Raw genomic sequence first — 24798 nt, 5'->3', positions numbered from 1 at the left:
CTGCTGATATAGCAACAGGATAAGTATGTCGAAGCGCGATTTCTACGAAGTGCTCGGGGTATCCAAGGATGCCGACGAACGCGAGATCAAGAAGGCGTACAAGCGTCTGGCCATGAAGTATCACCCTGACCGCAACCAGGGCGATGCCGGGGCCGAAGAGAAGTTCAAAGAGGTCAAGGAAGCCTACGAGATCCTGACCGATGCCAATCTGCGTGCCCGCTATGACCAGTACGGTCACGCCGGCGTAGATCAGAGCCAGGGTGGCGGTGGCCACGGCGGCTTTGGCGGCGGCGCCGATTTCGGCGACATCTTCGGCGACGTGTTTGGCGATATTTTTGGTGGCAGCCGTGGTGGCGGCCGTCGTGGCCCGGCCCGTGGCTCCGACCTGCGCTACACCATGGAGCTGACGCTGGAAGAGGCGGTACGCGGGGTCTCCAAGGAGATCAAGGTGCCGACCCTGGTCCACTGTGAAGTCTGTAACGGCTCCGGTGCCCACACCGGCAGCTCGGCCCAGACCTGCCCGACCTGCCACGGCTCCGGCCAGGTGCAGATGCGTCAGGGCTTCTTCGCGGTGCAGCAGGCCTGTCCTCACTGCCACGGTCGCGGCAAGATCATCAAGGATCCGTGCCGCAAGTGCCATGGCGAGGGGCGCTACCAGAAGACCAAGACCCTGTCGGTCAAGATCCCGGCTGGCGTCGACACTGGCGATCGCATCCGTCTCTCCGGCGAAGGGGAAGCGGGGGAAGCCGGTGCACCGGCGGGCGATCTGTACGTACAGGTACACGTCAAGGAGCACGAAATCTTCGTGCGTGACGGCAACAACCTCTACTGCGAAGTGCCCATCAGCTTTACCGCGGCAGCCCTGGGTGGCGAGATCGAAGTGCCGACCCTGGATGGCCGGGTCAAGCTCAAGGTCACCCCGGAAACCCAAACCGGCAAGATGTTCCGCATGCGGGGCAAGGGCGTGAAGTCCGTGCGCTCCGGCCAGGTGGGGGATCTGATGTGCAAGGTGGTGGTGGAGACCCCGGTCAAGCTGACCGAGTCCCAGAAAGAGCTGCTGCGCCAGCTGGACGAGTCCTTCAGCGGCGCCGCCGCCAAGACCCACAAGCCGAAATCGGAAGGCTTCTTCGAAGGGGTGAAACGCTTCTTCGACGATCTGACCAGCTGATTTTCGCGACCCAGATAAAAAGAGCCGGCCCTGCGCCGGCTCTTTTTTTTGGTTTTTTTCTGTTAATCCGTAGTACTGGCGCGCCAGAACACCTGCTTGATGTGGGGGTGGATGCCGAGCTTCACCATCAGGGCGTCGAGCTCGTCTCCATCGATGGAGGTGGCCAGCAGCACTGCCGAAATTTCCAGATCCCGTTCGCCGAAGGGCTCGATGTCGAGCTCGCTCAACGGGTAGTTGGCCTGCTCCAGCATCTCTTCCAGCCAGTGCAGTACCTCCTTCTGGTACTCGCGCTGGGTGAGGGCTGTCACCCGGTAGGTTACCTCGGTGTCGGTGTTGTCCACCGGGCGGCGGTTGATCTGGTTGACCAGCGGGCGCAGCAGGGTGTTGGCGGCCAGCACGAACAGGGCGCCGAGGATCGCCTCCATGGCCAGTCCGGCCCCGCTGGCAGCGCCAACTGCCGCCACGCCCCACAGAGTGGCCGCGGTGTTGATGCCGCGGATGTTGCCGGATTCACGCATGATGACGCCGGCGCCGAGAAAGCCGATACCGGAGACGATGTAGGCCACCACGTGTACCACCCCATAGGTGCCGCCGTGCAGGTCATAGATGCGCTGGGCCAGGTTGACGAACAGGGCCGCGCCCACCGCCACCAGCACGTTGGTGCGCAGGCCCGCGGTGCGCTGGCGGTACTGGCGCTCCAGCCCCACCAGGCTGCCCAGCACGAAGGCCAGCAGCAGGCTGGCCAGGGTGTCGAGCAGAGAGATCATGTCGAATTGCTGCCACATTCTCATGGCGTACTCCTTCTGTTGCAGATGGCCTTTCTGAAGGCGGGCGAGGGGACGGTACCCCCGCCAACGGCCCCGTGCGTGCAGGCCATGAGTTGACGAGAAAAAACGCACTAGGCGCCCGACCCGTCCATCTAGGATGGCGGGCAGGGCGGTGAAACGGATTGAAAGGGGCCAGCATGGCTGGCCCCGGATATCAGTCGTGCACGATCAATTGAGCACGAGTTCGGGGTCGCGGCGGGGATGCAGCTCCCAGCGAACCGGGTGATGTACCCCCACCTGATGCACGAACTGCACCAGATAGCGACGCTGGGGTGGGGTGCAGTGCAGGTTGAGCACCAGCTCCCGCCCGCCGCTGCGACCGGGTCGCAGGGACTGCAGGGGTTGCAGGCCCGCCGGTTGCAGGGTGTGGTTCACCAGATCCAGCACCTGCTCCATGTCGGCCCGATCCTCGCAACGGATCTGCAGCCGGTAGTGGTGCTGGCGTCGTTTGCCGCGCAGCCAGAGCGGCAGCAAGCCGCGGCCCAGTCTGCTCAGCAGGGGGTGAGTCCGGTTGGATACGGGCAGAGTTGAAATAAAACGCATAGCAGCCTCCTTGTGGGAAGCAGAAACTATGCAGGCAAGGTGTCATGGCAAAGCCAGGTCACCTGACGTCAAGTGTAAAAAAGAGAAGAGGGGAGTGGATTTCCGCTTCTCGCAGGGCTGCGAGCATGCGGCAGAAGAAGACCTGCGGCTAGCTCGCGACCCGGGTACCGACGACGAGGGTCGGTCTACAACTGTCACTTGATGAGTTGCCCACTGATGGTCTCCGCTGTTGATTGACGGCCTGATGGTACTCATCCAGAGCGGTGAGGTAAAGCCTCATCACCCTTTCAGCAACATTTAGATACAAGTTTGTCAATAATCGGGGCCGGCTGGCTACCGCCAGGACGATGAAAGTGCGGTGAGCACCCTCACTGCCCTCGTTCCACCTTCTGCTCTCCCCCTCATTGCCCATCACGCTATTTCAGCCCCAGCAGTTTGAGGAGCATTGCGGCCGGACAGAAGCCGGTGAAGGCGCTCTGGATCAGATTGACCCCGACAAAGACGCTCAGCCAGACAAAACCCGGATGAACCCAGGTGGTAAGGATCAGCGAGAGCAGCAACATGCAGCCCGCGACGACTCTGACTCCGTTATCTACCGTCATGACCTTCTCCTTAGTTAATTTAGATATTGCTAATTTAGTGTCGCTTTATACAATAGAACCAAATATCAGCAATTGCTAATTTACTCCCATGAGCCAATTCGACGAGATGAACAGACACGCGACAGCTGCCGCCTCCCTGCTCAAGGCGCTGGCTCATCCCGAGCGGCTGCTGGTGCTCTGCCAGCTGGTGGAGGGGGAGAAGGGGGTCGGGGAGTTGCTGGCTCACAGCCAGCTCGGCCAGTCGGCCTTCTCCCAGCAACTGTCGGTATTGAAGCGCCAGGGCCTTATCCGCTCGCGCAAGGTCTCCCAGCAGATCTACTACTCGCTGGTGAGCGAGGCGGCCGTCGATGTGCTGGCGGCGCTGCAAACCCATTTTTGTCACTCAGAAAATAAGGAATCTCGATGATGGAAAGCCAATGGCTGCTCTCTCTGGGCGGCGGCATGCTGGTGGGGCTCGCGGCCCTGATCCTGATGCTGTTCAACGGCCGGGTGGCCGGGATCAGCGGCATTCTGGCCGGTGCGCTGCAACACAGGGCACCCTGGCGGCTGCTCTTCTTGCTGGGACTGGGGGCGGGGGCCTGGCTGGCGCTGAGCCTGGGGTGGGTCAGCATGCCCGCATTCAGCACCCTGCCCGGTTGGCCACTGGTGCTGCTGGCCGGGCTGCTGGTCGGCATCGGCACCCGCCTTGGCAATGGTTGCACCAGCGGCCACGGCATCTGCGGCATGGGGCGGCTTTCAGTGCGATCCACCGTCGCCACTCTCACCTTCATGGCGGCTGGGTTCATCACCGTCTTTCTCACCCACCACGTTTTATAACAGGTTGATCATCATGGCATTGTTGACAAGTTTGTTTGCGGGTCTGCTGTTTGGTCTGGGTCTTGCCATCTCTGGCATGATAGATCCGGCCCGGGTCATCGGGTTTCTCGACCTGGCGGGTCACTGGGATCCCAGCCTGGCGTTCGTGATGGGCGGGGCACTGTTGGCGTTCATGCCGGGTTACTTCCTGCTGGTCAAACCGCTCAAGCGCAGCCTGCTGGGGGAACCCATGGCCAGCGTGCCGGCTCCCAAACTGGATCGCCGCCTCGTCGGGGGCTCTGCCTTGTTCGGCATTGGCTGGGGGTTGGCGGGGATCTGCCCGGGGCCTGCCTTGAGTCTCATTTCCAGCGGCCAGCCCATGATAATGTTGTTTATAGCGGCCATGGTGGCCGGGATTTTGCTTGTTGATCGGGTTTGGGTGAAGGTGCGGGAGAAGCGCTGCCACCCCCGCTCGGCCTGAACGGATTGCCCCTGGTGTCGGGGAAGGAGGAATATCATGGAACAGATCCGCTTGCTGGGGGCCACTATGCTGGCCGTGGTCTCCGTTCTTGTCTCTCCGATAACATCGTCTGCAGAGGTGAATGGTGATGCAACCCTGACCCTTGCCCCTCTTCAGGTGACCGACTGGCTCACCCTGGATGGCACCGTCAGTGCCATCCATCAGGGGACGGTAGCGGCCCAGACCAGCGGTCGGGTCTCCCGCATGCTGGTGGATGTGAACGATGAGGTGGTGGCCGGGCAACCCCTGCTGGAGATCAGCGGCAAGGAGCAGTTTGCCGCTGTCACGGGGGCCCAGGCGCGACTGGCGCGGGCACAGGCCCAGCAGGTGGAGGCAGAGCGCCAGCTTGCCCGCTTTCAGGCGCTGATCGCCAAAGGGGTGATCACCCGCGCCCAGCTCGACAGTGCCCAGGCGACTGACCGGGCCGCCCGCGCCGAGGTGAACGCCGCCGATGCTGCCCTCACTCAGGCCCGCGAGGCCTACGGCTATACCCGCATTCTGGCCCCTTACGCCGGAGTGGTGACCAAGCGGCTGGTGGAGCTGGGGGAGACGGTGGCTCCCGGCACGCCGCTGCTCTCCGGTTTCTCTCTTGATGCGCTGCGGGTGGAAGTAGAGCTGCCCCAATCTGCGCTCGCCCTCGCCAGTCAGCCTGCGGATGTGCAGGTGCTGCTGCCGGACGGCAACACCGTTACCCCCCTCAAACTGACCCGCTTCAACTATGCCGACAGCCAGAGCCACGCCTTCAGGCTGCGCCTCGACCTGCCGCCGCAAACTGCGGGGGTATTGCCCGGCATGTGGCTCAAGGTGCAGCTCAAGCAGGGCGAGCGCCAGCAGTTGCAGGTACCGGAGCAGGCCCTGCTCAGGCAGGGTGAGTTCAGCGGTCTCTACCTCAAACAGGGGGATGGCTGGGCGCTGACGCCGGTGCGGGTGGGTCACTGTCAGGGGGCGCAGTGCGACATTCTGGCGGGCGTCCAGAGTGGCGATCAGGTAGCGGCGGATGGCTGGGCTCGCCAGCAGGCGGTGGCCCATGAGTAACGATGTTGACGGCAATAAAGGGAAGCTGGGGCCAGCTGGCCGACTGGCGGCGCTGTTTCAGGGCTCGGCCATCACCCCGCTGCTGGCGCTGGTGGGGCTCTTGCTCGGTCTGTTTGCGGTGCTGGTGACCCCCAAGGAGGAGGAGCCGCAGATCGATGTCACCTTCGCCGATGTCTATATCCCCTTCCCGGGCGCCACGCCGGCAGAGGTGGAGTATCTCGTCACCACCCCTGCCGAGCAGGTGGTCTCCCAGATCAAGGGGGTCGATACCCTCTACTCGTTCTCTCGCCCTGATGGTGCCCTGCTGGTAGTGGTGTTCAAGGTGGGGGTGAGTCGCGAACAGGCCATCGTCGATCTCAACAACCAGCTCGACTCCAACCGCGACTGGCTGCCACAGGGGATCGGGGTCGGTCAGCCACTGGTGAAGCCCCGGGGGATCGACGATGTCCCCATCGTCAGTCTCACCTTATGGAGCAAAGAGTGGCAAAAACAGCTAGGTGCCGCCGAGCTGACCCGGGTTGCCCACGAGCTGGAGACCGAACTCAAGCGACTGCCCGGTACCCGCGATATCTACAGCCTGGGAGGCCAGCGTGCCGTGCTGCGGGTGATGCCGGATCCGGCGGCTCTCAGCGCCCACGGCATCAGCTGGGGCGAGCTGAACCAGCGGCTTGCCGCCGCCAATCAGGTGGGCAGCGAGCAGGCCGTGGTGCAGGACAACCGGGAGATCAAGGTGCAGGTGGGGCAGTTTCTGCAAAGTGAACAAGAAGCCCGCGAGCTGGTGGTGGGGCTGCACGACGGCAAGCCGGTCTATCTGGGAGATTTGGCCAGGGTCTCTCTGGGTCAGGAGACCCCGACCAAGCGCAGCTGGATGGGGCAGGGGGATCGCAGTTATCCGGCGGTGACGCTGGCCATCGGCAAGCAGCCGGGCCAGAACGCGGTCGAGGTGGCCAAGCGGGTGGAAGCGCGGGTCGAGAGCCTCAAGAATCGACTCATCCCTGCTGGCGTCGAGGTGACGGTGACCCGTGACTACGGCGTCACCGCCGAGACCAAATCCAACACCCTGATCGGCAAGCTGATTTTTGCTACCACGGCGGTGGTGGTGCTGGTGCTGGTGAGCATGGGCTGGCGCGAGGCGCTGGTGGTGGGCGTTGCCATCGTCATCACCCTGGCGCTGACCCTCTTTGCCAGCTGGGCCTGGGGCTTTACCCTCAACCGGGTGTCGCTGTTCGCGCTGATCTTCTCCATCGGGATCTTGGTGGATGACGCCATCGTGGTGGTGGAGAACATCCACCGCCATCGCGGCCTGGGCAAGGGGCACTCAAGGAGCTTATTCCGGGGGCGGTGGATGAAGTGGGGGGGCCAACCATACTGGCGACCCTGACTGTCATCGCGGCCCTGCTGCCGATGGCCTTTGTCAGCGGTCTGATGGGCCCTTACATGAGCCCCATCCCCATCAATGCCAGCATGGGGATGCTGATCTCCCTGCTGGTGGCCTTTATCTTCTCCCCCTGGCTGGCGAGCCACCTGCTCAAGAGCGAGGGACATGTCGCCCACGGTGAGGCCAGGGCCGGCCTCTTCCAGCGGCTGATGACCCCTTTCCTGATGGGCGCTGGTGCCAGCAGGGCCAGGAGCAAGCTCTGGCTGGCCATCCTGTTGCTGGTCGCGGGCGCGGCCGCCATGCCCATGGTGCAGTGGGTGGTGCTCAAGATGCTCCCCTTCGACAACAAGTCGGAATTCCAGCTGGTGCTCGACATGCCGGAGGGGGCGACCCTGGAGCAGACCGAGCGCACCCTGCTGGCGGTCGGGAGGGAGCTTGCCAGGGTGCCGGAGGTGAAGGATTACCAGATCTACGCCGGCACCGCGGCCCCCATCAACTTCAACGGCCTGGTGCGTCACTACTTTATTCGCAGCGGCGCCAACGTGGGGGATATTCAGGTCAATCTGGTAGACAAGCATGAGCGCCATCGCAGCAGCCACCAGATTGCCCAGTCGGTGCGGGCACCACTGCAGGCCATCGCCAGCGCGGCGGGGGGCAACCTGAAAGTCGTCGAGGTGCCGCCCGGCCCGCCGGTCTGGTCACCCATCGTCGCGGAAGTGTATGGCCCGACTCAGGCCACTCGCGAAGCGGCTGCGCGCGCCGTACAGGCCCGTTTTGTGGCCACGCCGGATCTGGTGGACGTGGATATCTATCTGACCGACCCGCAGCCCAAGTGGCGGCTGGTGGTGGATCGCAGCAAGGCGGCCCTGCTCGGGGTCGATCTCGGCGACCTTGTGAGCACCCTCAATGGCGGGGTGGGTTATCAGGATGCCAGCTGGCTGCAGGGGAATGGAGCCAAGTATCCGGTGCCGATCCGCATCGAACTGGCCCCCGGTGACAAGCGGGATCTGGCCGGCGTGCTGGCCCTCAAGGTGCGCAGCCAGAGCGGCCAGCTGGTGCGGGTATCCGAGTTGGTGAGCCGCCGCGATGAGGTGGCCCCCAGCTATATCATGCACAAGAACATGCAGCCCATGGTGATGGTGGTGGCCGACATGGGCGGCCACACCGACAGCCCGCTCTACGGCATGTTTAGCGCTGGCGCCGATATCGACCTGCCCCAATATTACGTGCAGCAGCCCGACAAGCTGGGAGAGGTGGCGCTGTTGTGGGACGGGGAGTGGAAGATAACCTACGAGACCTTCCGCGACATGGGGATTGCCTACGGGGTGGGGATGATCCTCATCTACCTGCTGGTGGTGGCCCAGTTCCGCTCCTATCTGGTGCCGCTCATCATCATGGCGCCCATTCCGCTCACCCTCATCGGGGTGATGCCGGGCCACGCCCTGCTGGGGGCCCAGTTTACCGCCACCTCGATGATCGGGATGATCGCCCTGGCCGGGATCATAGTGCGCAACAGCATCCTGCTGGTGGACTTTATCGAACAGCAGCGGGCGAGTGGCGTGGCGTTCGAGCAGGCGGTGATTGCGGCGGCGCAGGTGCGGGCCAAACCCATCCTGCTGACGGCGCTGGCGGCGATGATCGGGGCCCTGTTCATCCTCGATGATCCCATCTTCAACGGGCTGGCCATCAGCCTGATCTTCGGGATCCTGGTCTCCACCCTGCTCACCCTGGTGGTGATCCCGCTGCTCTACTACAGCCTGATGTCGCGCCGTGAAGTCGCGATCACGGCAAACGAGCCGGACGCACAATGACAGAAGGGCCATCTCGGTGGCCCTTCTCGTTTCACACGTTCAGGTGGCTGGGTCAGCGTCCTTTCATCAGCGGGAAGTAGCGCCGGTCGGCCTGGCTCATGTGGCCGACAACCAGCTCCTGAATGATGAAGTTGAGCAACTCGTCGTTGCCCAGGGTGCCCGCTCTGGCGGCGGTCATCAGCTGGCTGGCTTTTTGCAGCAACAGCTGGTGGTCTTGCTGGTGGCTGGCCAGCTCCGGATAGCCGAGTTCGGCCAGCATCTGCTCTTCAAAGGCGAAGTGGTGGCGGGCCACGTCGAACAGACTCTCCATGCACTCCAGGAACAGGGCCGGGTGTTCCTGGTGATCCTTCATGTGTTCCAGCAGCCGGTTGGTCAACACGAACAGCTGACGATGTTCGGCATCGATGCGGGGATGGCCGCATTCGTGGCTGCTCTGCCACACCAGCGAGCCCTGCTCCGGATCCAGCCCGGCGGTGAACAGACAGACCCGGCCCCGCCCTCTGCCCTTGGCCTGATACATGGCCTGATCGGCGTGGTGCATCAGGGTCTTGGGGTCGGTGCCGTGCTCCGGATAGAGCGCCACCCCTATGCTGCTGGAGATGCGCAGCTCCTGCTCCTCGTCGATGCGAAACGGATGGCGCAGGCTCTGGTGCAGATGGTCGGCCACCGCCAGCGCCTCGTCCCCGGTGTCGGGCAGCAGGATCACGAATTCGTCTCCTCCCAGCCGTGCCACCAGATCCCGCTCCCGCACGCAGTGGCGCATCCGTTCGGCCACCATGTTGAGCAGCACGTCGCCGGTCTCGTGGCCGAAGGTGTCGTTGATCGGCTTGAAGTGGTCGAGATCGATGAACAGCAGGGCCAGCTGCGCTTCGCCCTCCATGGCTTCCTTCAACCGCTGCTGCAGCAGTCGGCGGTTGGGCAGGTTGGTGAGGGGATCGTAGAAGGCGAGCCGGCGCATCATCTCCTCGCGGGCGGCCCGCTCGGTGATGTCACGGGTCACCCCCAGGATCGCCTCCGGTTCCCCCTGCTCGTTGCCATGCAGGGTGGTGACCGTTTCGGTGGCCACCAGATGTCCCTCTTTGTGACGCAGCTGGGTACGAATGACGCAGCGGGTCTGCTCGTGGTCGCCGCGTTGCCAGGCGGCGAGGGAACCGCTCAGCTCGGCGCGCAGCTGCTTTCTGGATGTCTCCGGAATAAGCTGCCTGATGGGGAGGGTCAGCACGTCGATCGCCTCGTAACCGCTGAGCGGCAGGATGGCCGGGCTGACGTAGCGAAAGCGCAGGGTGGCGGTGTCCATGGTCCAGATGACGTCGGCGCTGTTCTCCGCCACGAAGCGGTAGTGCTGCTCGCTCTGGGCCAGCTCGCGGGTGAGCCGCTGGCGGTCGCGCGCCTCCTGGCGCAGGCGCAGGTAGAGGTAGCAGAAGATGCCGAGCAGGGTCAGCAGGGAGAAGGTCACCAGCATGGCCACCGCCACGCTCTTGTCGAGCAGTTGGCGCTGCTGGCGGATCCGCTCCCGATCCGGGTTGTAGAGGAAGTGCTCGAGGTCTGGCAGGGCCGAGAGCAGGCCGGCCTCGAGGTAGCTTCTGGCGATCTGCTGCCAGCGCTCCGGCTGCATGTAACCGGGCTCGACCAGATCTGGCTGCATCAGCTCCCGGGTGGCACTGGCTTCGAACTCCAGTTGCTCGCGGCCATAACCGCTCGGGTACTGCTCCATGATCCAGTTGATCATTTCGGCCGGATTTTCCATGGCGTAGCGCCACCCCTTGAGGCTCGCCTGCTGAAAGGCATAGACCCGCTCCGGCCGGTTGTTCAGCTCGCGTTCCGAGGTGAACAGGTTGTCACCGTAGAAATCGAAGTCGATGCTGCGGGGGGAGAACACCCGGTAGGGGATCCCTATCCTGGCCAGATAGAAGGGCTCGGTGGTGCTGTAGGCACTGATGGCGTCCACCTGGCCGGCGAGCAGCGCCTTCAGCCCCTGTTCATAAGGCAGCTTGCTCCAGCTGCCCGGCGGGGCATGGCGATTGAGGTAGATCTGCAGCTCCTGGGAACCGGGCTCCAGCATCAGCCGTTTGCCCGCCAGATCCGCCGGTTGGCGAATGTCGGGCCGCTCCAGGGTGAGCAGCACCAGCGGGGAATGCTGCAGCATGGAGGCCAGCACCACGACCTGCTGGCCACTGGCGCGCGCCAGCAGCAGATCGCTGCCGCTGACCCCGTACTGGGCATTGCCCGACATCACCTCGTTGACCACATTGGTGCCGGTGACGGCGGGTCGCAAGGTGACATCCAGCCCGGCATCTCGATAGAAGCCTCTGGCCTGGGCCGCGTAATAACCGGCAAACTGGAACTGATGTTGCCAGGGCAGTTGCACCACTATCTTGTCCACCGCCTTGGATGGCAGGGAGAAAAGGGTGCAAAACATCGCTGAACCAAGCATGGGCAGATACCGGAGCAGGCGATGAAGGGAGGAATTTACGACACTCATACTCATTCCTCTCGGGAGACGGGGGTCAGTCCTAGAGTCAAACAATTCCTTGTTGCCCGCAAGGGGGCGAAAGGGCGCTGGAATGGGGGATGCGTAACAGAAAAAAAGATTTCTGTGTCACTCATCACATTTGGCTTTCCTGCTCGGTATTTTTGGCAATTATGCGAATAATTACGGAGCCATATGACCAATAAAAACGGTCGCATTTTAATCGTATTTGCCAGCCGTTTACCTCAATATCAGTGAGTGATTACTTAATTTTCAGCGCAATGCGTCAGCCTGTGTCGCCGTATCAACGGATACATTTATGTTGCTGTCAGATTGTGTCGATCTTTCATTTATTGCGTTATCAGTCAGTAACGAGCCGAAACAGGCAGAAGGGGGCCGGATCCTGTCGACCCCCGGTGTTATGATAGCGACTCTTCCATCCCGATGAGGCCTTCTCATGTCCCGATTGCGTCTGTTGCTGTCCGACTCTCACGACCCCCTGTTCAACCTGGCGGTGGAGGAGTGCATCTTCCGTCAGATGGATCCGAACCAGCGGGTGCTGTTCCTGTGGCGCAACGCCAATACCGTGGTGATCGGCCGGGCCCAGAACCCCTGGAAGGAGTGCAACACCCGCCGCATGGAGGAGGACGGGGTGACGCTCGCCAGGCGCAGCAGCGGCGGCGGCGCCGTGTTTCACGACCTTGGCAACAGCTGCTTCACCTTCATGGCGGGCAAGCCGGAGTATGACAAGAGCATCTCCACCGCCATCGTGCTGGACGCGCTCAAGCGGCTCGGGGTCGAGGCCTTTGCCTCCGGGCGCAACGATCTGCTGGTGGCGACTCAGGACGGTGAGCGCAAGGTGTCGGGCTCGGCCTATCGGGAGACCCATGATCGCGGTTTTCACCACGGCACCCTGCTGCTGGACGCCGACCTCGGCCGGCTCGCCAACTACCTCAATCCCGACCCCAAGAAGCTGGCGGCCAAGGGCATCAGCTCGGTGCGCAGCCGGGTGGCCAACCTCTGCGAGCTGCTGCCGGGCATCGATCACCAACAGGTGAGCGAGGCGCTGCAGGAGGCCTTCTTCAGCCATTACGGCGAGCGGGTGCAGCCCGAGCATATCTCCCCTGAGCAGATGCCCGATCTGCCGGGCTTTGCCGACACCTTCGCCCGCCAGCGCAGCTGGGAGTGGAACTTCGGCCATGCGCCTGCGTTCAGCCATCAGCTGGACGAGCGCTTCGGCTGGGGCGGGGTGGAGCTGCATTTTGACGTGGAGAAGGGGGTGATCGGGCGGGCGCAGATCTTCAGCGACAGCCTGGATCCGGCGCCGCTCGATGCGCTGGCCGCGCGGCTGCCCGGCACGGCCTACCGCGCCGATGCCCTCGACGACCTGCTGCGCCAGTGGCGCAGCGAGTTTATGGCCCGGGAGAGCGAGCTGGAGGAGCTCTCTCGCTGGTTGCTGGCGGCGCTGCGCTGACGTTTTTCTCGCCGATGGGGCGGGTGGATCACAAAATCAAAAGAGGCGCCCGAAAGGCGCCTTTTTGCCAGCCACCGTCCGCCCTCATGCATGACAAAAAGTAGGGGAGGCCATTAGATATTGTCGCTGTTTCAAACGGCGACCCGGGGGTATAAGGACTGCACATTTGCTGTACTAATGGTATAAAAATGAGTGACTTGGTCTATTTGAAAGATGAAGGCGTCAACGCCATCCACCCCGAATTCGAACATCGTTTTGCCACAGTCAAAGCCAACTTCTTCTCGCGCAACCCCGATCTCTGGCCGGTCTTCCGTGAACCCGGTTTTGCCACCCTCAACGAGTTTCGCGCCCGTGGCCTGGCCCCGGCGGCGCGGCTCAATGCCTGGCCCGATGGCCGCGCCCGCCTCGCCGACTTGTGCGAGACCATGCCGGTGCCAGCCACCATGCGTACCCCGGGCGAGCCCATGGCCGAGCTGCTGTTTGCCGGCGCGTTGTCCAAAGACTGGGAGAACCCCTCCAGCGTCGAGAACGTCATCACCATGTCGGCGGATCCCGCCATTTACGGCGCCCAGATGGGCATTCTGGCCAACCCCAACCTGGTCTACTCCGAATATGCCGGGGTGGCCGAGGAGCTGGAGAAGAAGGTGGTGCGCCAGATAGCACTGCTGGCAGGTTACGATCCGGCCCGCGCCACCGGCATCTTCACCCAGGGGGGACCTTTTGTAACCTCTACGGCTACCTGCTCGGCATCCGCAAGAGCCTGCCACAGGCCAAGCACAAGGGGCTCGGTCACTATCAGGACTACCGCATCATCAACTCCCAGGGCGGTCACTACTCCAACATCACCAACCTCTCCCTGCTCGGGGTCGACATCGAGAACAAGACCATCCGCATCCAGGTTGGCGAGAACAACGATATCGATCTCGACCACCTGGAGCGTACCCTGACCGCCTGCTTTGCTCTCAAGCACGTGGTGCCCACCATCATGCTCACCATGGGCACCACCGACACCTTCGGGGTGGACCAGGTGAAACCCGTGGTCGAGCTGCGGGATCGCCTCTGCGAGCGGTTCGAGGTGGCGGTCAAGCCTCACATCCACGTCGACGCCGCCATCGGCTGGTCGATGATCTTCTTCCTGGACTACGACTTTGCCGCCAACCCGCTCGCCATCAACAGCGCCACCCTGGCGGGGATCGAGCGCAACGTGAGCCGCTTCGCCGAGCTCAAATACGCCGACTCCTTCACCGTCGACTTCCAGAAGTGGGGCTATGTGCCCTACACCTCCAGCCTGGTGATGATCAAGGAGCAGGATGATCTCAAGGCGATGGAGAACGACCCGGAGAACTTCTCCTACTTTGAGCGGGACATTCAGGGCCAGACCCACCTGCAGTCCACCATCGAGTGCTCCCGCGGGGCGAGTGGCCTGTTCGGTGCCTATGCGGCGCTCAACTACCTGGGGGTGGAGGGCTATCGCACCGTGCTGGCCCACTGCCTGCAAAACGCCAACTACTTCCGCTTCCGGCTAAGCCAACTCGGCAACGTCAAGCTGGTGGCCCAAGAGAACCAGGGGCCGAGCGTGGGCTTCAAGATCTACAACCCCGAGTGGGTGCAGGACCCCGACGCCGAGTTCGCCTTCGAGCTGGCGCGCAGCCCGGATGCAGCCTACAAGGCGCGCTTGCAGCGCAACACCGACTACCACCGCAGCCTGTTTACCGGGCGCGGCAAGGTGGGGCTCTACACCAACTGGGTGGAGGCCATCGCTCACTCCGATTATGACGCCCGCGGCAAGTACTCCTACATTGCCGGGGAGAAGGCGGTCTTCATGAACCCGGCCTGCGGCCGCGAACAGATCGACGCCTTTATCGACCATATCCGCGGTTGATGGTGCAGCAGTAAGAGGGCGCAGGCGGGTTTCCTCCTGCGCCCTGCTTTTTTATACGCCAAGCAATTGAATCAAAAGGGCTTGCTTGCGAATGGCCCGGGAAGTGTGAGGCGCTGCACGTTCCTCCCCTCTGTCTCCCTTTCTGACTTTTATCCCTCTGTTTTTTCCGTACGGTATGGACTCCAACGGGTTGATTTTCAGCCGTGGACATCAACAAAGGAGTCGTTATGGACAAGCACAGACGCAGAGTCACCCTGGGGCTGTTGAGTACCCCCCTGGTCGCTACCCTCGCCGGCTGCAACAGCAGCAATGACAGCCAGGGGAGTGCGGCGGATTTTCGCACCACCCTGACCGACCGGCTGAGCGCCGAGCTGCACGACGAGCAGACGGCCCGCCAGCTGGCCCCCTTCATCGAGGAGGCCTGCTTCAACATGACCCCGTCCCGGGTCGCCATCGACCAGGCCCACTGCGTCATCGCCTTTGCCTTTGGCAATCGCCCCAACGCCTCGGGCAACCCGAATGAACTGGCCGAGCCCGGCCCCATGAACGAGGCGCTGGCCGCCTGCTGCGCGGCCCTCTATCGGCAAAAGCCGGTGCCCATGTACGTGCAGTGGGAGATCGCCCGCTTCCTCGACTCGACCCGCTATCCCGATATCCCGGCCCGGGATGTCATCTCCATCGAGCCTTACTGGGATGATGAGGGCAAGCTGGTCTACCTCAGCACGGACGGGGTGGTGGAGGCCATCGTCAGGGATTATGCCGGCGGAGAGGCCGCCGCCCTCGGCACGGCGGCCGTCATCGGTCACCGTGACCATGTCAAACGCTGCATCATCACCTGCCGTGCCCGCAAAGTGGCGAGCCATGCCCCGGAGGGGATCGAACTGCCCGTCTGGTATGACGAGCAATCCGATCAACCCTGGACCCGTCGCCGCGACCTCTATGTATTGCAGGACATGTCTGTTCAGCTGCTCGGGATAGCTCAGGCGAATATCGCTCAGGCTTATCCGAACGGCTGAGGAGGCCGCTCGGCAGATAGTGCAGTAGCGGATGGTGCAGTAGATGGCGCAGTAAAAGAAAACGGCGGGATGATCCCGCCGTCTTTTATTGCAATGACTCCGCTTACTGTTTCTGGATGGCGGTCACGGTGAGCTTGCCGGCCGGGTTCTCGGCGTGAAAAAGCACCGCATCCCCCACCTTCAGATCCTGGAGCAGGGCCGGATCGGCCACCCGAAAGACCATGGTCATCGCCGGCATCTTGAGGTTGTCGATCGCCTCGTGCTTGATGCCGACCTTGCCGTTGGCCGCGTCGATGCGGCTGATGACCCCCTGGGTCATCGCCATCTCGCCCATCTCGTTCATGCCTTCCATCTGGCTCATCTGGCCCATGTCGTGGCCGGCATGGTTCATCATCTCCTCGGCCTGCAGGCTGGTGTGGGTGGCAAGGCCAAGCAGCAGGGTCAGGGTCAGCGTCTTGTAGTTCATGGTGTTTCCTCGTCGTTGATTCAGATTCTTGGTTGTCAAAAAGGGCGCTGCCACCGGGTTAGCCGGCGGGTTGGTGCTCGGTCGCGCCCAGGTGCCGGCTGCGCCACAGGTAGTAGGCGGCGGGCAGCACCAGCAGGGTCAGCACCAGCGCGCTCACCATGCCGCCAATCATGGGGGCGGCGATGCGCTGCATCACCTCGGAGCCGGTGCCGTGGCTCCACATGATGGGCAACAGGCCGGCGATGATGGTCACCACCGTCATCATCTTGGGGCGCAGGCGCAGGGCGGCCCCGTGGATCACCGCTCGGTGCAGCCCCGCCTGGTCCGGCTTGCCGCTGGCCACGAGGTCATCCCAGGCGTGGTTGAGGTAGACCAGCATCAGGACGCCGGTCTCCACCGCCACCCCCGCCAGGGCAATAAAGCCAACACCTACGGCGACTGACAGGTTGAAGTCCAGCAACCAGAGGGTCCAGATCCCGCCCACCACCGCCAGCGGCAAGGTGGTGAGAATGAGCAGCACCTCCTGGAAGCGGCGAAACGCCAGATAGAGCAGCAGCACGATAATGGCGACCGTGAGCGGCACCACGTAGGCGAGGCGCGCCTTGGCCCGCTCCATGTATTCGAATTGACCGGACCAGGTGAGGGCGTAGCCCGCCGGCAGCACCAGCTGCTTGTCCACCTCGGCCTTGGCCTCTGCCACAAAAGAGCCGATGTCGCGGCCGCGAATGTCGACGTAGACCCAGCCGTTGAGGCGCGCGTTTTCACTGCGCAGCATGGGCGCCTCGTCGCTGATGTAGACCCGCGCCACGTCCGCCAGCGCGATGCGGGCGCCGCTCGGGGTCACCAGCGGCAGCAGCTCGAGGCTGGCCACCGAGTCGCGATAGCTCTGGGGGTAGCGCAGGTTGATGGGGTAGCGCTCGCGCCCCTCGATGGTCTGGCCCACCTCCATGCCGCCCACCGCGGTGGCGAGCACCGCCTGCACGTCGGCAATGTTGAGGCCGTAACGGGCCGCCTTGAGTCGGTCGATGTCCACCTTCACATAGCGGCCACCGGCCACCCGCTCGGCGTAGACCGATGAGGCGCCCTCCACCTTGCCGACGATCTGTTCCAGCTGTTGGCCGAGCTGCTGGATCACCTTGAGATCCGGCCCCGCTATCTTGATGCCGACCGGGGTCTTGATGCCGGTGGCCAGCATGTCGATGCGGGTCTTGATGGGGGGCACCCAGGCGTTGGTGAGGCCGGGGAAGCGGATAAGGGAATCCAGCTCTTCTTTCAGCTTCTCCGGGGTCATGCCGGGGCGCCACTGATCGCGGGGTTTGAGCTGGATGCTGGTCTCCATCATCACCAGATCGGCGGGGTCGGTGGCCGATTCGGCGCGCCCCGCCTTGCCGAACACGTTTTGCACCTCGGGCACGGTGCGAATGAGCTTGTCGGTCTGTTGCAAAATCTCCCGCGCCTTGCCCACCGAGATATTGGCCGCGGTGGTGGGCATGTACATGATGTCCCCCTCGTCCAGCGGCGGAATGAACTCGGAGCCCAGATACTTGAGCGGCCAGAAGCCCGCCACCGTCACCACGGCGGCGATGGCCAGGGTAGTTTTCGGACGAGCCAGCACGGCCTTGAGCAGCGGCACATAGCCCTGGCTTAGCCAGCGGTTGAGGGGGTTGGCCTGCTCCGCCAGCACCTTGCCACGGATGAAGTAGCCCATGATCACCGGCACCAGCGTGATGGCGAGCCCGGCCGCCGCCGCCATGGCGTAGGTCTTGGTATAGGCGAGCGGGTGGAACATCCGCCCCTCCTGCGCCTCCAGCGCAAATACCGGCAGGAAGCTGATGGTGATGATCAGCAGGGAGAAGAAGATGGCGGGGCCCACCTCGATGCTCGCCTCGGTGATGATGCGCCAGCGGTTCTTGTCGGTGAGCGCCTCCCGCTCCATGTGCTTGTGGACGTTCTCGATCATCACGATGGCGCCATCCACCATGGCGCCGATGGCGATGGCGATACCGCCCAGCGACATGATGTTGGCGTTGATCCCCTGCAGGTGCATCACGATAAAGGCGGTCAGGATGGCGATGGGCAAGGAGATAACCACCACCAGTGACGAGCGCAGGTGGAACAGGAAGGCGAGGCAGACCAGCACCACCACCGCGAACTCCTCCACCAGCTTGCCGGAGAGGTTGTCGATGGCGCGCTGGATAAGGTCGGATCGGTCGTAGACGGTGACCACCTCGACCCCCTCTGGCAGGCTGCTTTTCAGCTCCGCCAGCCGCGCCTTGACCCCGTCGATGGTGTGCTGGGCATTCTCGCCGTAGCGCATGACGATGATGCCGCCCACCACTTCCCCTTCACCGTTGAGCTCGGCCAGGCCGCGCCGGCTCTGGGGGCCGGTGACCACATCCGCCACGTCACCCAGCAGCAGCGGGGCGCCGCGCACAGTGGTACCGAGCGGGATCTGCTTCAGATCCTCCACGCTTTTGAGGTAGCCGTTGGAGCGCACCATGTACTCCGCTTCCGCCATCTCGATGACGGAGGCACCGGTCTCCTGATTGCCCTGCTTGATGGCTGTCTCGATAAGGGAGAGCGGGATGCCGTAGGCGCGCAGCTTGTCCGGATCGACCCGCACCTGATACTGGCGCACCATGCCGCCAACGGTGGCAACCTCGGAGACCCCCTCCACCGTCTGCAACTCGTACTTGAGGAACCAGTTTTGCAGTGAGGTGAGCTGGCTGAGGTCATGCTTGCCGGTTCTGTCCACCAGCGCGTACTGGTAGACCCAGCCCACCCCGGTGGCATCGGGGCCGAGCTGGGGACGGGCGGAGGCGGGCAGGTTGGGCGCAACCTGGCTCAAATACTCCAGCACCCGGGCGCGGGCCCAGTAGAGGTCGGTGTTGTCGTCAAACAGCACGTAGACGAAGGAGTCGCCGAAGAAGGAGTAGCCGCGCACCGTGGTGGCGCCCGGCACCGCCAGCATGGCGGTGGTGAGCGGGTAGGTCACTTGATCCTCCACCACCTGCGGTGCCTGGCCCGGATAGGCCGTCTTGATGATCACCTGGACGTCGGAGAGATCCGGCAGGGCGTCCACCGGGGTCTGTTTGACCGACCAGAGCCCCCAGGCGGTGAGCATGACAGTGAGCAGCAGCACCAGAAAGCGGTTGCCCACGGACCAGCGAATAATCGAGGGGATCATGATTGGACTCCTTGCTCATTTGGTGCAGAGAGCCGAGAGCGGTTGCCTGTCAGGCAACAAATGATGGCAGGGATCATGACTTGGCTCCCATATCGTGCTGGCTATGGTCCATGCCTTCCATCTTGTCCATCTCATCTGCCGCAGGCTTGGTGGCATCGCCGCTTGCTGGCGCTTGCTCCTGATGGATGGTGGTGATGCGGTACTCATCCCCCTCCTGCATCACCTGCAGATGGAGGGTTTGCCCCTCGGCCAGCTTGCTCATATCGACCCCGTCGGCGACGGTGAACTCCATCTCCATGGCGGGCCACTGCCACTCGGGGATGGGCTGGTGGGAGACCATCAGGGTGCGACTGGCCAGATCGATGCTTTCAACTTCGCCCTGGGTCCACACCTGGGCAGGGCGCACCGCCGTCATGCGCTGGAAGTCCGAATCGATGGCCGATTCGGAGTCGAGTAGAAACTGGGCCGAGCTGACGATGTTATCCCCAGCCTCTACCCCTGCCTTGATGGCGACCTTGTCGCCAAACTGGGGGCCCAGGGTGACGGCCACCGACTTGAAGCTGCCATCCCCCAGCGCCAGCACCAGCCGATCCTGACTGCCGGTGCGGATCACCGCTTCGCTCGGTACCACCAGCCGGGGTTCGCCTTGCCCGGTGCGAATGCTCACCTTGGCGAACATATTGGGTTTCAGGAACTCGTCCGGGTTGGCGAAGCGCAGCCGCACCTTGAGGGTGCGGGTGGCGGCATCCAGGGTCGGGTAGAGGTAATCGACCCGGCCCTGCCAGCTGCGGCCGGGGGCGTAGTCCAGGGTCATGGTGACCGGATCGCCCACCTTCAGCTGGGCCGCCTGGCGCTCGAACACCTCGGCGCTCACCCACACCTGCTTGAGGGTACTGATGTTGAAGAGCGCCGCGGCAGGCTCCACATACTGGCCTTCGCGCACCTTCAGCTCGGAGACATAGCCGCTGCTGGGGGCATAGATGCGCACCGTCTCCTGCACCTGGCGGCTGCGCTTGAGGGCCGCTATCTGATCGGCCGGCACCTGCAGGGACTTGAGCTTGCCCTCGGCGGCGCGCAGCAGCAGGGGGTTGGCGGTGTTGAGCGCGAGCAGATACTCGTGCTGGGCGTTGACGAGATCCGGGGCATAGAGCTCGTAGATCAGGCTCCCCTTGCTCACCTGCTGCCCCTCGCTCTTGATGGCGAGGGTGCGGATCCAGCCTGCCATGCGGGCGTTGACCGCCTCCAGCCGGTCCTCGTCATAACCGACGTAGCCCACCGTCTCGATCTGCTGGTGGATGGGGAGCTTCTCTACCTTGGCGAGCCGCACCCCCAGGTTCTGCTGGATCTCGGGGCTGATGGTGACTGTGCCCGGCGAGCCGCCCTGTTTTTCCTCATAGACGGGGATGAAGTCCATCCCCATGTTGTCCTTGGCGGGGCCATCGCGCTTGTCGCGCGGATCCATGGGGTTGACCCAGTAGAGCGGCGTCTTCTCTTTGGCTGCAGTGCCAGTTGTGGTCTGTTTGGCGGCCCAGTAGCCGCCACCGGCGCCGAGGGCCAGCAGCAGGGCGGACATCAACAGTGTCTTGTTCATGACAAGCCTCCGGCGCGCGGGAGGCGAAGGGAGGGCGGGCACGGCCGCGCGCAGGCAGACCGGGTAACGGGGGTGGATGACATGGTATCTCTTCTCTTCTGTCAGGCCGCCGGTGTGGTGGTGTGCGCGGGCAGGGCATCACCACGAGGCGGCAAACGGGGCGCAGCTGTGTCAGCGCGCACGGCTCCCTGCGAGCGGGCCGGTTTGGCCAGGGCGCAGGGTCAGGCAAGGCGGCAGAAAACGGGCAAGCCGAGGCTTGCTGTTGCCGCGAGAGAAGATCTTTCTAGTGGCGCAGCACCGACAACATCAGGTGTCGGCGCGGCCAGGAGGGAGGGTGGGTGCCGCGGGATCGCAGGAAGGGATCCCGCAACCAGTTGTCCAGCACGTTGCTTGCCGTCCCGAGGGGCAGCAGCAACAGCGGCAGAGCGAGCAGGGTCAGCAGGGCGGCCAGCAGCGGCAGGCCGGGAGTGCCGGTCGAGGTGAGCCCGCCGTGCATCTGGCACTCCTGGCTGGCGGCATCTTGGGCTCCCGCATCCGGGCTGGCCCCGTGGCAGGAGAGCCCCTGCATGGCGCTGTCGCTCATGGCCTGATTGCCGTGAGTCATGGCGGCGTTGAGGGCATCCACCCCGTGCCAGCCGATGCAGAGGGTGAGATTGCAGACGAGCATCAGCCCCAGCAACAGCCGGGCAATGCGTTCGATGGGCAATCTCGCTACGAGCATGGGGAAAATCCTGACAATGACTGGGGGCACTGTAAACCTTACCTTGAGAGCAAGGTCAAGGTATGTGGGCAACGGGATGGCGGCTGCGTGATCCCGCTCGCGGCTCGGGCCCGGATGCTGGGTGTTGGCCCGCCTGGCGGATAAAAAAAAGCCCCCGTATGGCGGGGGCTGTGACACACGACTTACGACTTGGGTTGCGCCGTCTTGCCGCCGGCGCGCTCCGAGCGCCGCATGATGAGGCGGAAGAACAGCGGGATGAAGAAGATGGCGATGAAGGTCGCCGCCAGCATGCCGCCGATGACCGGCCAGCCGAGGGCATGACGGCTCGCCGCCCCGGCGCCGCTGGAGGTGACCAGCGGCACACAGCCGAGGATGAAGGCGAGCGAGGTCATGACGATGGGGCGAAAACGCAGCCGCGCCGCCTCCAGTGCCGACTCGATGAGGCTCATTCCCTCTTCGTGCTTCATCACCGCGAACTCCACGATCAGGATGGCGTTCTTGGCCGCCAGCCCGACGAGGGTCACCAGTCCTATCTGGAAGTAGACGTTGTTGGTCAGACCCACCAGCCAGGTGGCCAGCAGGGCGCCGAACAGGGCGAACGGGACGGCGGTGATCACCGCAAACGGCAGGCTCCAGCGTTCGTATTGGGCCGCCAGGATGAGGAAGATCATCACGATGCCGAAGCCGAACGCGGTGCCCGCACTGCCGGCGGCCGCCTTCTCCTGATAGGCGGAGCCGGTCCACTCCAGCTTGGCGTCGTTGCCGAGGGACTCGTCGGCCACGGCTTCCAGCGCGGCGATGGCCTGGCCGGAGCTGTAGCCCGGCGCCGGCTGCGCCATGATCTTGGCCGCCTGGAAGATGTTGAAGCGCTCCACCAGTTCGGGGCCGGTGGCATCACGCACCGTCACCAGGCTGCTGAGCGGGATCATCTCCCCCTTGTCGGAGCGCACATAGACGTTGCGGATGTCGCTCTTCTTGGCGCGGTAGTCCGCCTCGGACTGCAACTGCACCCGATAGGTGCGGCCGAACTGGTTGAAGTCGTTGACATAGACCTGGCCGAAGGTGGCCTGCATGGTGTCGAACACGGCGTTGATGGGCAGCCCCAGCGCCTTGGCCTTCTCGCGATCCAGGTCGAGATAGACCTGGGGTACGTTGGCGCGATAGGTGCTGGTCACGCTGGCGAACTCGGGGCGCTGCTTGGCCGCCTCGAGGAAGCGCTGCACCTCGGCCGAGAAGGCCTGGGCATTGCCGGTGCTGCGGTTTTGCAGGTAGGCCTCCAGCCCGCCGGTGGTGGACATGCCGGTGATGGGGGCGGGTTGAAGGAGGCGACGAAGCCGTCCGCCAGCCCCATCAGGCTCATGCCCTGGAAGGTCTTGGCCAGGGAGAAGGAGTCCTGCCCGGCACCTTGCCGCTCGCTCCAGTCCTTGAGGGTGATGAAGCTGATACCGCTGTTGCTGATGATGGCGTTGGAGAGGATGTCAAAGCCCGAGAAGGTGATGACGTCCTTCACGTTGGGGTTGGCCATCGCCATCTGGTCGAAGTCGTTCGCCACCGCCTGGGTGCGGGTGAGGGAGGCCGCATCCGGCAGCATGACGGCGGAGAGCAGGTAGCCCTGATCTTCGTTCGGCACCAGCTCGCCCGGCACCTTCATCAGCAGGCCGTAGATGGAGACCAGGATGAAGGCGATGATGGTGAACGCCACCCCGACCCGGCGGTTGAGGAAGGCGACCCCGCGCACGTAACGGCGGGTGAGGCCATCGAAGGCGTTGTTGAACCAGACGAAGAAGCGAGCCGGCTTGTGGTGGCCCTCTTTGAGCAACACGGCGCAGAGGGCCGGCGACAGGGTCAGCGCCACCAGACCGGAGATGGCCACCGACACCGCCACCGTGATGGCGAACTGCTTGTACATGACCCCGGTCATGCCGCCCATGAAGGCGACCGGCAGGAACACGGCGCAGAGCACCAGCACGATGGCGACCACCGGGCCGGAGACCTCCTGCATGGCGAGGATGGCCGCCTCTTTGGGCGAGCACTTCTTCTCCTGCATGATCCGCTCGACGTTCTCCAGCACCACGATGGCGTCATCCACCACGATACCGATGGCGAGCACCATGCCGAACAGGGTCAGCAGGTTGATGGAGAAACCCAGCACCAGCATGCCGGCGAAGGTCCCGATGAGCGATACCGGCACCGCGATACAGGGGATCAGGGTGGCGCGGAAGTTCTGCAGGAACAGATAGACTACCACGAACACCAGCACGATCGCCTCGAACAGGGTGTGTACCACCTCTTCGATGGAGATCTTCACGAACTCGGTGGTGTCGTAGGGGATCTGGTATTCGATGTCCTGCGGGAAGCGCTCCTTGAGGCGCAGCATGGTGGCGTGCACCTGATCGGCCACCGCCACGGCGTTGGCGCCCGGTTGCAGATAGGTGGCGATACCGATGGCCGGCTTGCCGTTGGCCTTGGCCAGCAGGTCGTAGTCCTTGCCGCCGAGCTCGACCCTGGCCACGTCCTTGACCCGGATCTTCGAGCCGTCCGGCATGGAGCGGATGATGATGTTCTGGAACTCGCGTACATCCTCCAGCCGTCCCTTGGTCTGCACCGTGTAGGTGAAGTCGATGGGGGCCGTGGTGGGCTGGGCGCCGATCTTGCCGGCCGCAAACTGGGTGTTCTGCTCGCGGATGGCGCCGATCACGTCGCTCGGGGTGAGCTCGAGCTGGGCCAGCCGATCCGGTCTGAGCCAGATGCGCATGGCGTAGTCGGTGCCGCCGAACAGGGTGGTATCGCCGACCCCGGGAATCCGCTTGAGCTCGTCGATGATGTTGAGCAGGGCGTAGTTCGACAGGTAGGTGGTATCGAAGGTGCCGTCAGGCGATTGCAGGGTGACCACCTGCAGGATCGAGGTCGATTTCTTCTTGACCGTCACCCCCTGCTTCTTCACCTCTTCCGGCAGCTGGGCCATGGCGGCCGAGACCCGGTTGTTGACGTTGATGGTGGCCTGATCCGGATCGGTGCCGATCTCGAAGTAGACGTTGAGGTTCATCTGGCCGTTGGAGGCCGACCCCGACTGCATGTAGAGCATCCGCTCCACGCCGTTGATCTGCTGTTCGAGCGGTGCAGCCACGGTCTGGGAGATCACCTCGGGGGTGGCGCCCGGATAGAAGGCGGTCACCGACACCACCGGCGGGGTGATCTGCGGGTACTGCTCGATGGGGAGCGATCGCATCGCCGCCAACCCGCCCAGCACTATGATGATCGAAATCACGCTGGCGAAGATGGGGCGTTCGATGAAGAACTTGGAAAACATAC

At 63.6% G+C, this 24798-nt stretch carries 15 protein-coding genes and 3 pseudogenes; 9 read left to right on the top strand and 9 right to left on the bottom strand.

Features of this window, described 5'->3' with window-relative positions:
* Positions 1 to 25 precede the first annotated feature (25 nt).
* Positions 26 to 1168: a molecular chaperone DnaJ gene (gene dnaJ / locus E5E96_RS00370; RefSeq protein ID WP_011706780.1), complete on the top strand. Its 1143-nt coding sequence runs from the start codon at positions 26 to 28 to the stop codon at positions 1166 to 1168.
* Positions 1169 to 1230: 62 nt separating this feature from the next.
* Here the strand turns inward: dnaJ and E5E96_RS00365 are convergent, their stop codons facing one another.
* From E5E96_RS00365 to E5E96_RS00355, 3 genes are all read right to left on the bottom strand, one after another.
* Positions 1231 to 1959, bottom strand: a complete 729-nt coding sequence (locus E5E96_RS00365) for an MgtC/SapB family protein (RefSeq protein WP_024945078.1) — start codon at positions 1957 to 1959, stop codon at positions 1231 to 1233.
* A 204-nt stretch (positions 1960 to 2163) separates the two neighbouring features.
* A complete protein-coding gene (locus tag E5E96_RS00360) occupies positions 2164 to 2538 on the bottom strand; it encodes a hypothetical protein (RefSeq protein ID WP_171281307.1) in 375 nt (124 codons plus the stop codon).
* Positions 2539 to 2954: 416 nt separating this feature from the next.
* The gene (locus tag E5E96_RS00355; RefSeq protein ID WP_171281306.1) at positions 2955 to 3140 is read right to left on the bottom strand and encodes a DUF2892 domain-containing protein; all 186 of its coding nucleotides are present in this window, start codon (positions 3138 to 3140) and stop codon (positions 2955 to 2957) included.
* A gap of 88 nt (positions 3141 to 3228) precedes the next feature.
* On the opposite strand from E5E96_RS00355, the gene E5E96_RS00350 reads away from it, so the two are divergent.
* The 5 genes and pseudogenes from E5E96_RS00350 to E5E96_RS00330 all read left to right on the top strand — a co-directional run bounded on the left by E5E96_RS00350 (position 3229) and on the right by E5E96_RS00330 (position 8679).
* On the top strand, positions 3229 to 3546 hold the full coding sequence (locus E5E96_RS00350; protein WP_011706771.1) for a helix-turn-helix transcriptional regulator: 318 nt from the start codon (positions 3229 to 3231) through the stop codon (positions 3544 to 3546).
* Complete coding sequence (locus E5E96_RS00345; protein ID WP_171281305.1) at positions 3543 to 3956, top strand: YeeE/YedE family protein; 414 nt, start codon at positions 3543 to 3545, stop codon at positions 3954 to 3956. The genes E5E96_RS00350 and E5E96_RS00345 overlap by 4 nt, the downstream gene beginning before the upstream one ends.
* Positions 3957 to 3969: 13 nt before the next feature.
* Positions 3970 to 4416, top strand: coding sequence for a YeeE/YedE family protein (locus tag E5E96_RS00340; RefSeq protein WP_171281304.1), 447 nt, complete (start codon positions 3970 to 3972; stop codon positions 4414 to 4416).
* A gap of 36 nt (positions 4417 to 4452) precedes the next feature.
* Complete coding sequence (locus E5E96_RS00335) at positions 4453 to 5490, top strand: efflux RND transporter periplasmic adaptor subunit (RefSeq protein WP_171281303.1); 1038 nt, start codon at positions 4453 to 4455, stop codon at positions 5488 to 5490.
* Positions 5483 to 8679: pseudogene (locus E5E96_RS00330) on the top strand (efflux RND transporter permease subunit). Before E5E96_RS00335 ends, E5E96_RS00330 begins: the two are co-directional and overlap by 8 nt.
* A gap of 52 nt (positions 8680 to 8731) precedes the next feature.
* Here the strand turns inward: E5E96_RS00330 and E5E96_RS00325 are convergent.
* On the bottom strand, positions 8732 to 11161 hold the full coding sequence (locus tag E5E96_RS00325) for a diguanylate cyclase (RefSeq protein WP_171281302.1): 2430 nt from the start codon (positions 11159 to 11161) through the stop codon (positions 8732 to 8734).
* Between the two features lie 445 nt (positions 11162 to 11606).
* On the opposite strand from E5E96_RS00325, the gene E5E96_RS00320 reads away from it, so the two are divergent.
* The 3 genes and pseudogenes from E5E96_RS00320 (at position 11607) to E5E96_RS00310 (ending at position 15521) form a co-directional block, all read left to right on the top strand.
* Entirely contained in the window at positions 11607 to 12623 is a 1017-nt protein-coding gene (locus tag E5E96_RS00320; RefSeq protein ID WP_171281301.1) for a lipoate--protein ligase A, read from the top strand.
* A 188-nt stretch (positions 12624 to 12811) separates the two neighbouring features.
* Positions 12812 to 14505 (top strand): annotated as a pseudogene (locus E5E96_RS00315) (aspartate aminotransferase family protein).
* 227 nt (positions 14506 to 14732) lie between these two features.
* Complete coding sequence (locus E5E96_RS00310; RefSeq protein ID WP_171281300.1) at positions 14733 to 15521, top strand: hypothetical protein; 789 nt, start codon at positions 14733 to 14735, stop codon at positions 15519 to 15521.
* A gap of 103 nt (positions 15522 to 15624) precedes the next feature.
* On the opposite strand, the gene E5E96_RS00305 is transcribed toward E5E96_RS00310, so the two are convergent.
* The 5 genes and pseudogenes from E5E96_RS00305 to E5E96_RS00285 form a co-directional block, all read right to left on the bottom strand.
* Positions 15625 to 15987 (bottom strand): copper-binding protein, encoded by a 363-nt coding sequence (locus E5E96_RS00305; protein WP_171281299.1) that lies wholly within the window; start codon positions 15985 to 15987, stop codon positions 15625 to 15627.
* A 58-nt stretch (positions 15988 to 16045) separates the two neighbouring features.
* The gene (locus E5E96_RS00300) at positions 16046 to 19174 is read right to left on the bottom strand and encodes an efflux RND transporter permease subunit (RefSeq protein ID WP_171281298.1); all 3129 of its coding nucleotides are present in this window, start codon (positions 19172 to 19174) and stop codon (positions 16046 to 16048) included.
* A 73-nt stretch (positions 19175 to 19247) separates the two neighbouring features.
* Positions 19248 to 20765: an efflux RND transporter periplasmic adaptor subunit gene (locus E5E96_RS00295; RefSeq protein ID WP_171281297.1), complete on the bottom strand. Its 1518-nt coding sequence runs from the start codon at positions 20763 to 20765 to the stop codon at positions 19248 to 19250.
* A 283-nt stretch (positions 20766 to 21048) separates the two neighbouring features.
* Positions 21049 to 21486 (bottom strand): hypothetical protein, encoded by a 438-nt coding sequence (locus E5E96_RS00290; protein WP_171281296.1) that lies wholly within the window; start codon positions 21484 to 21486, stop codon positions 21049 to 21051.
* A gap of 182 nt (positions 21487 to 21668) precedes the next feature.
* A pseudogene (locus E5E96_RS00285) lies at positions 21669 to 24796 on the bottom strand (efflux RND transporter permease subunit).
* Between the last annotated feature and the right edge of the window lie 2 nt (positions 24797 to 24798).

Origin of the sequence: Aeromonas sp. 1805, from assembly GCF_013085525.1 — a bacterium.
Lineage (GTDB): Bacteria > Pseudomonadota > Gammaproteobacteria > Enterobacterales > Aeromonadaceae > Aeromonas > Aeromonas hydrophila.
This window is presented reverse-complemented; position numbering and strand designations above follow the sequence as displayed.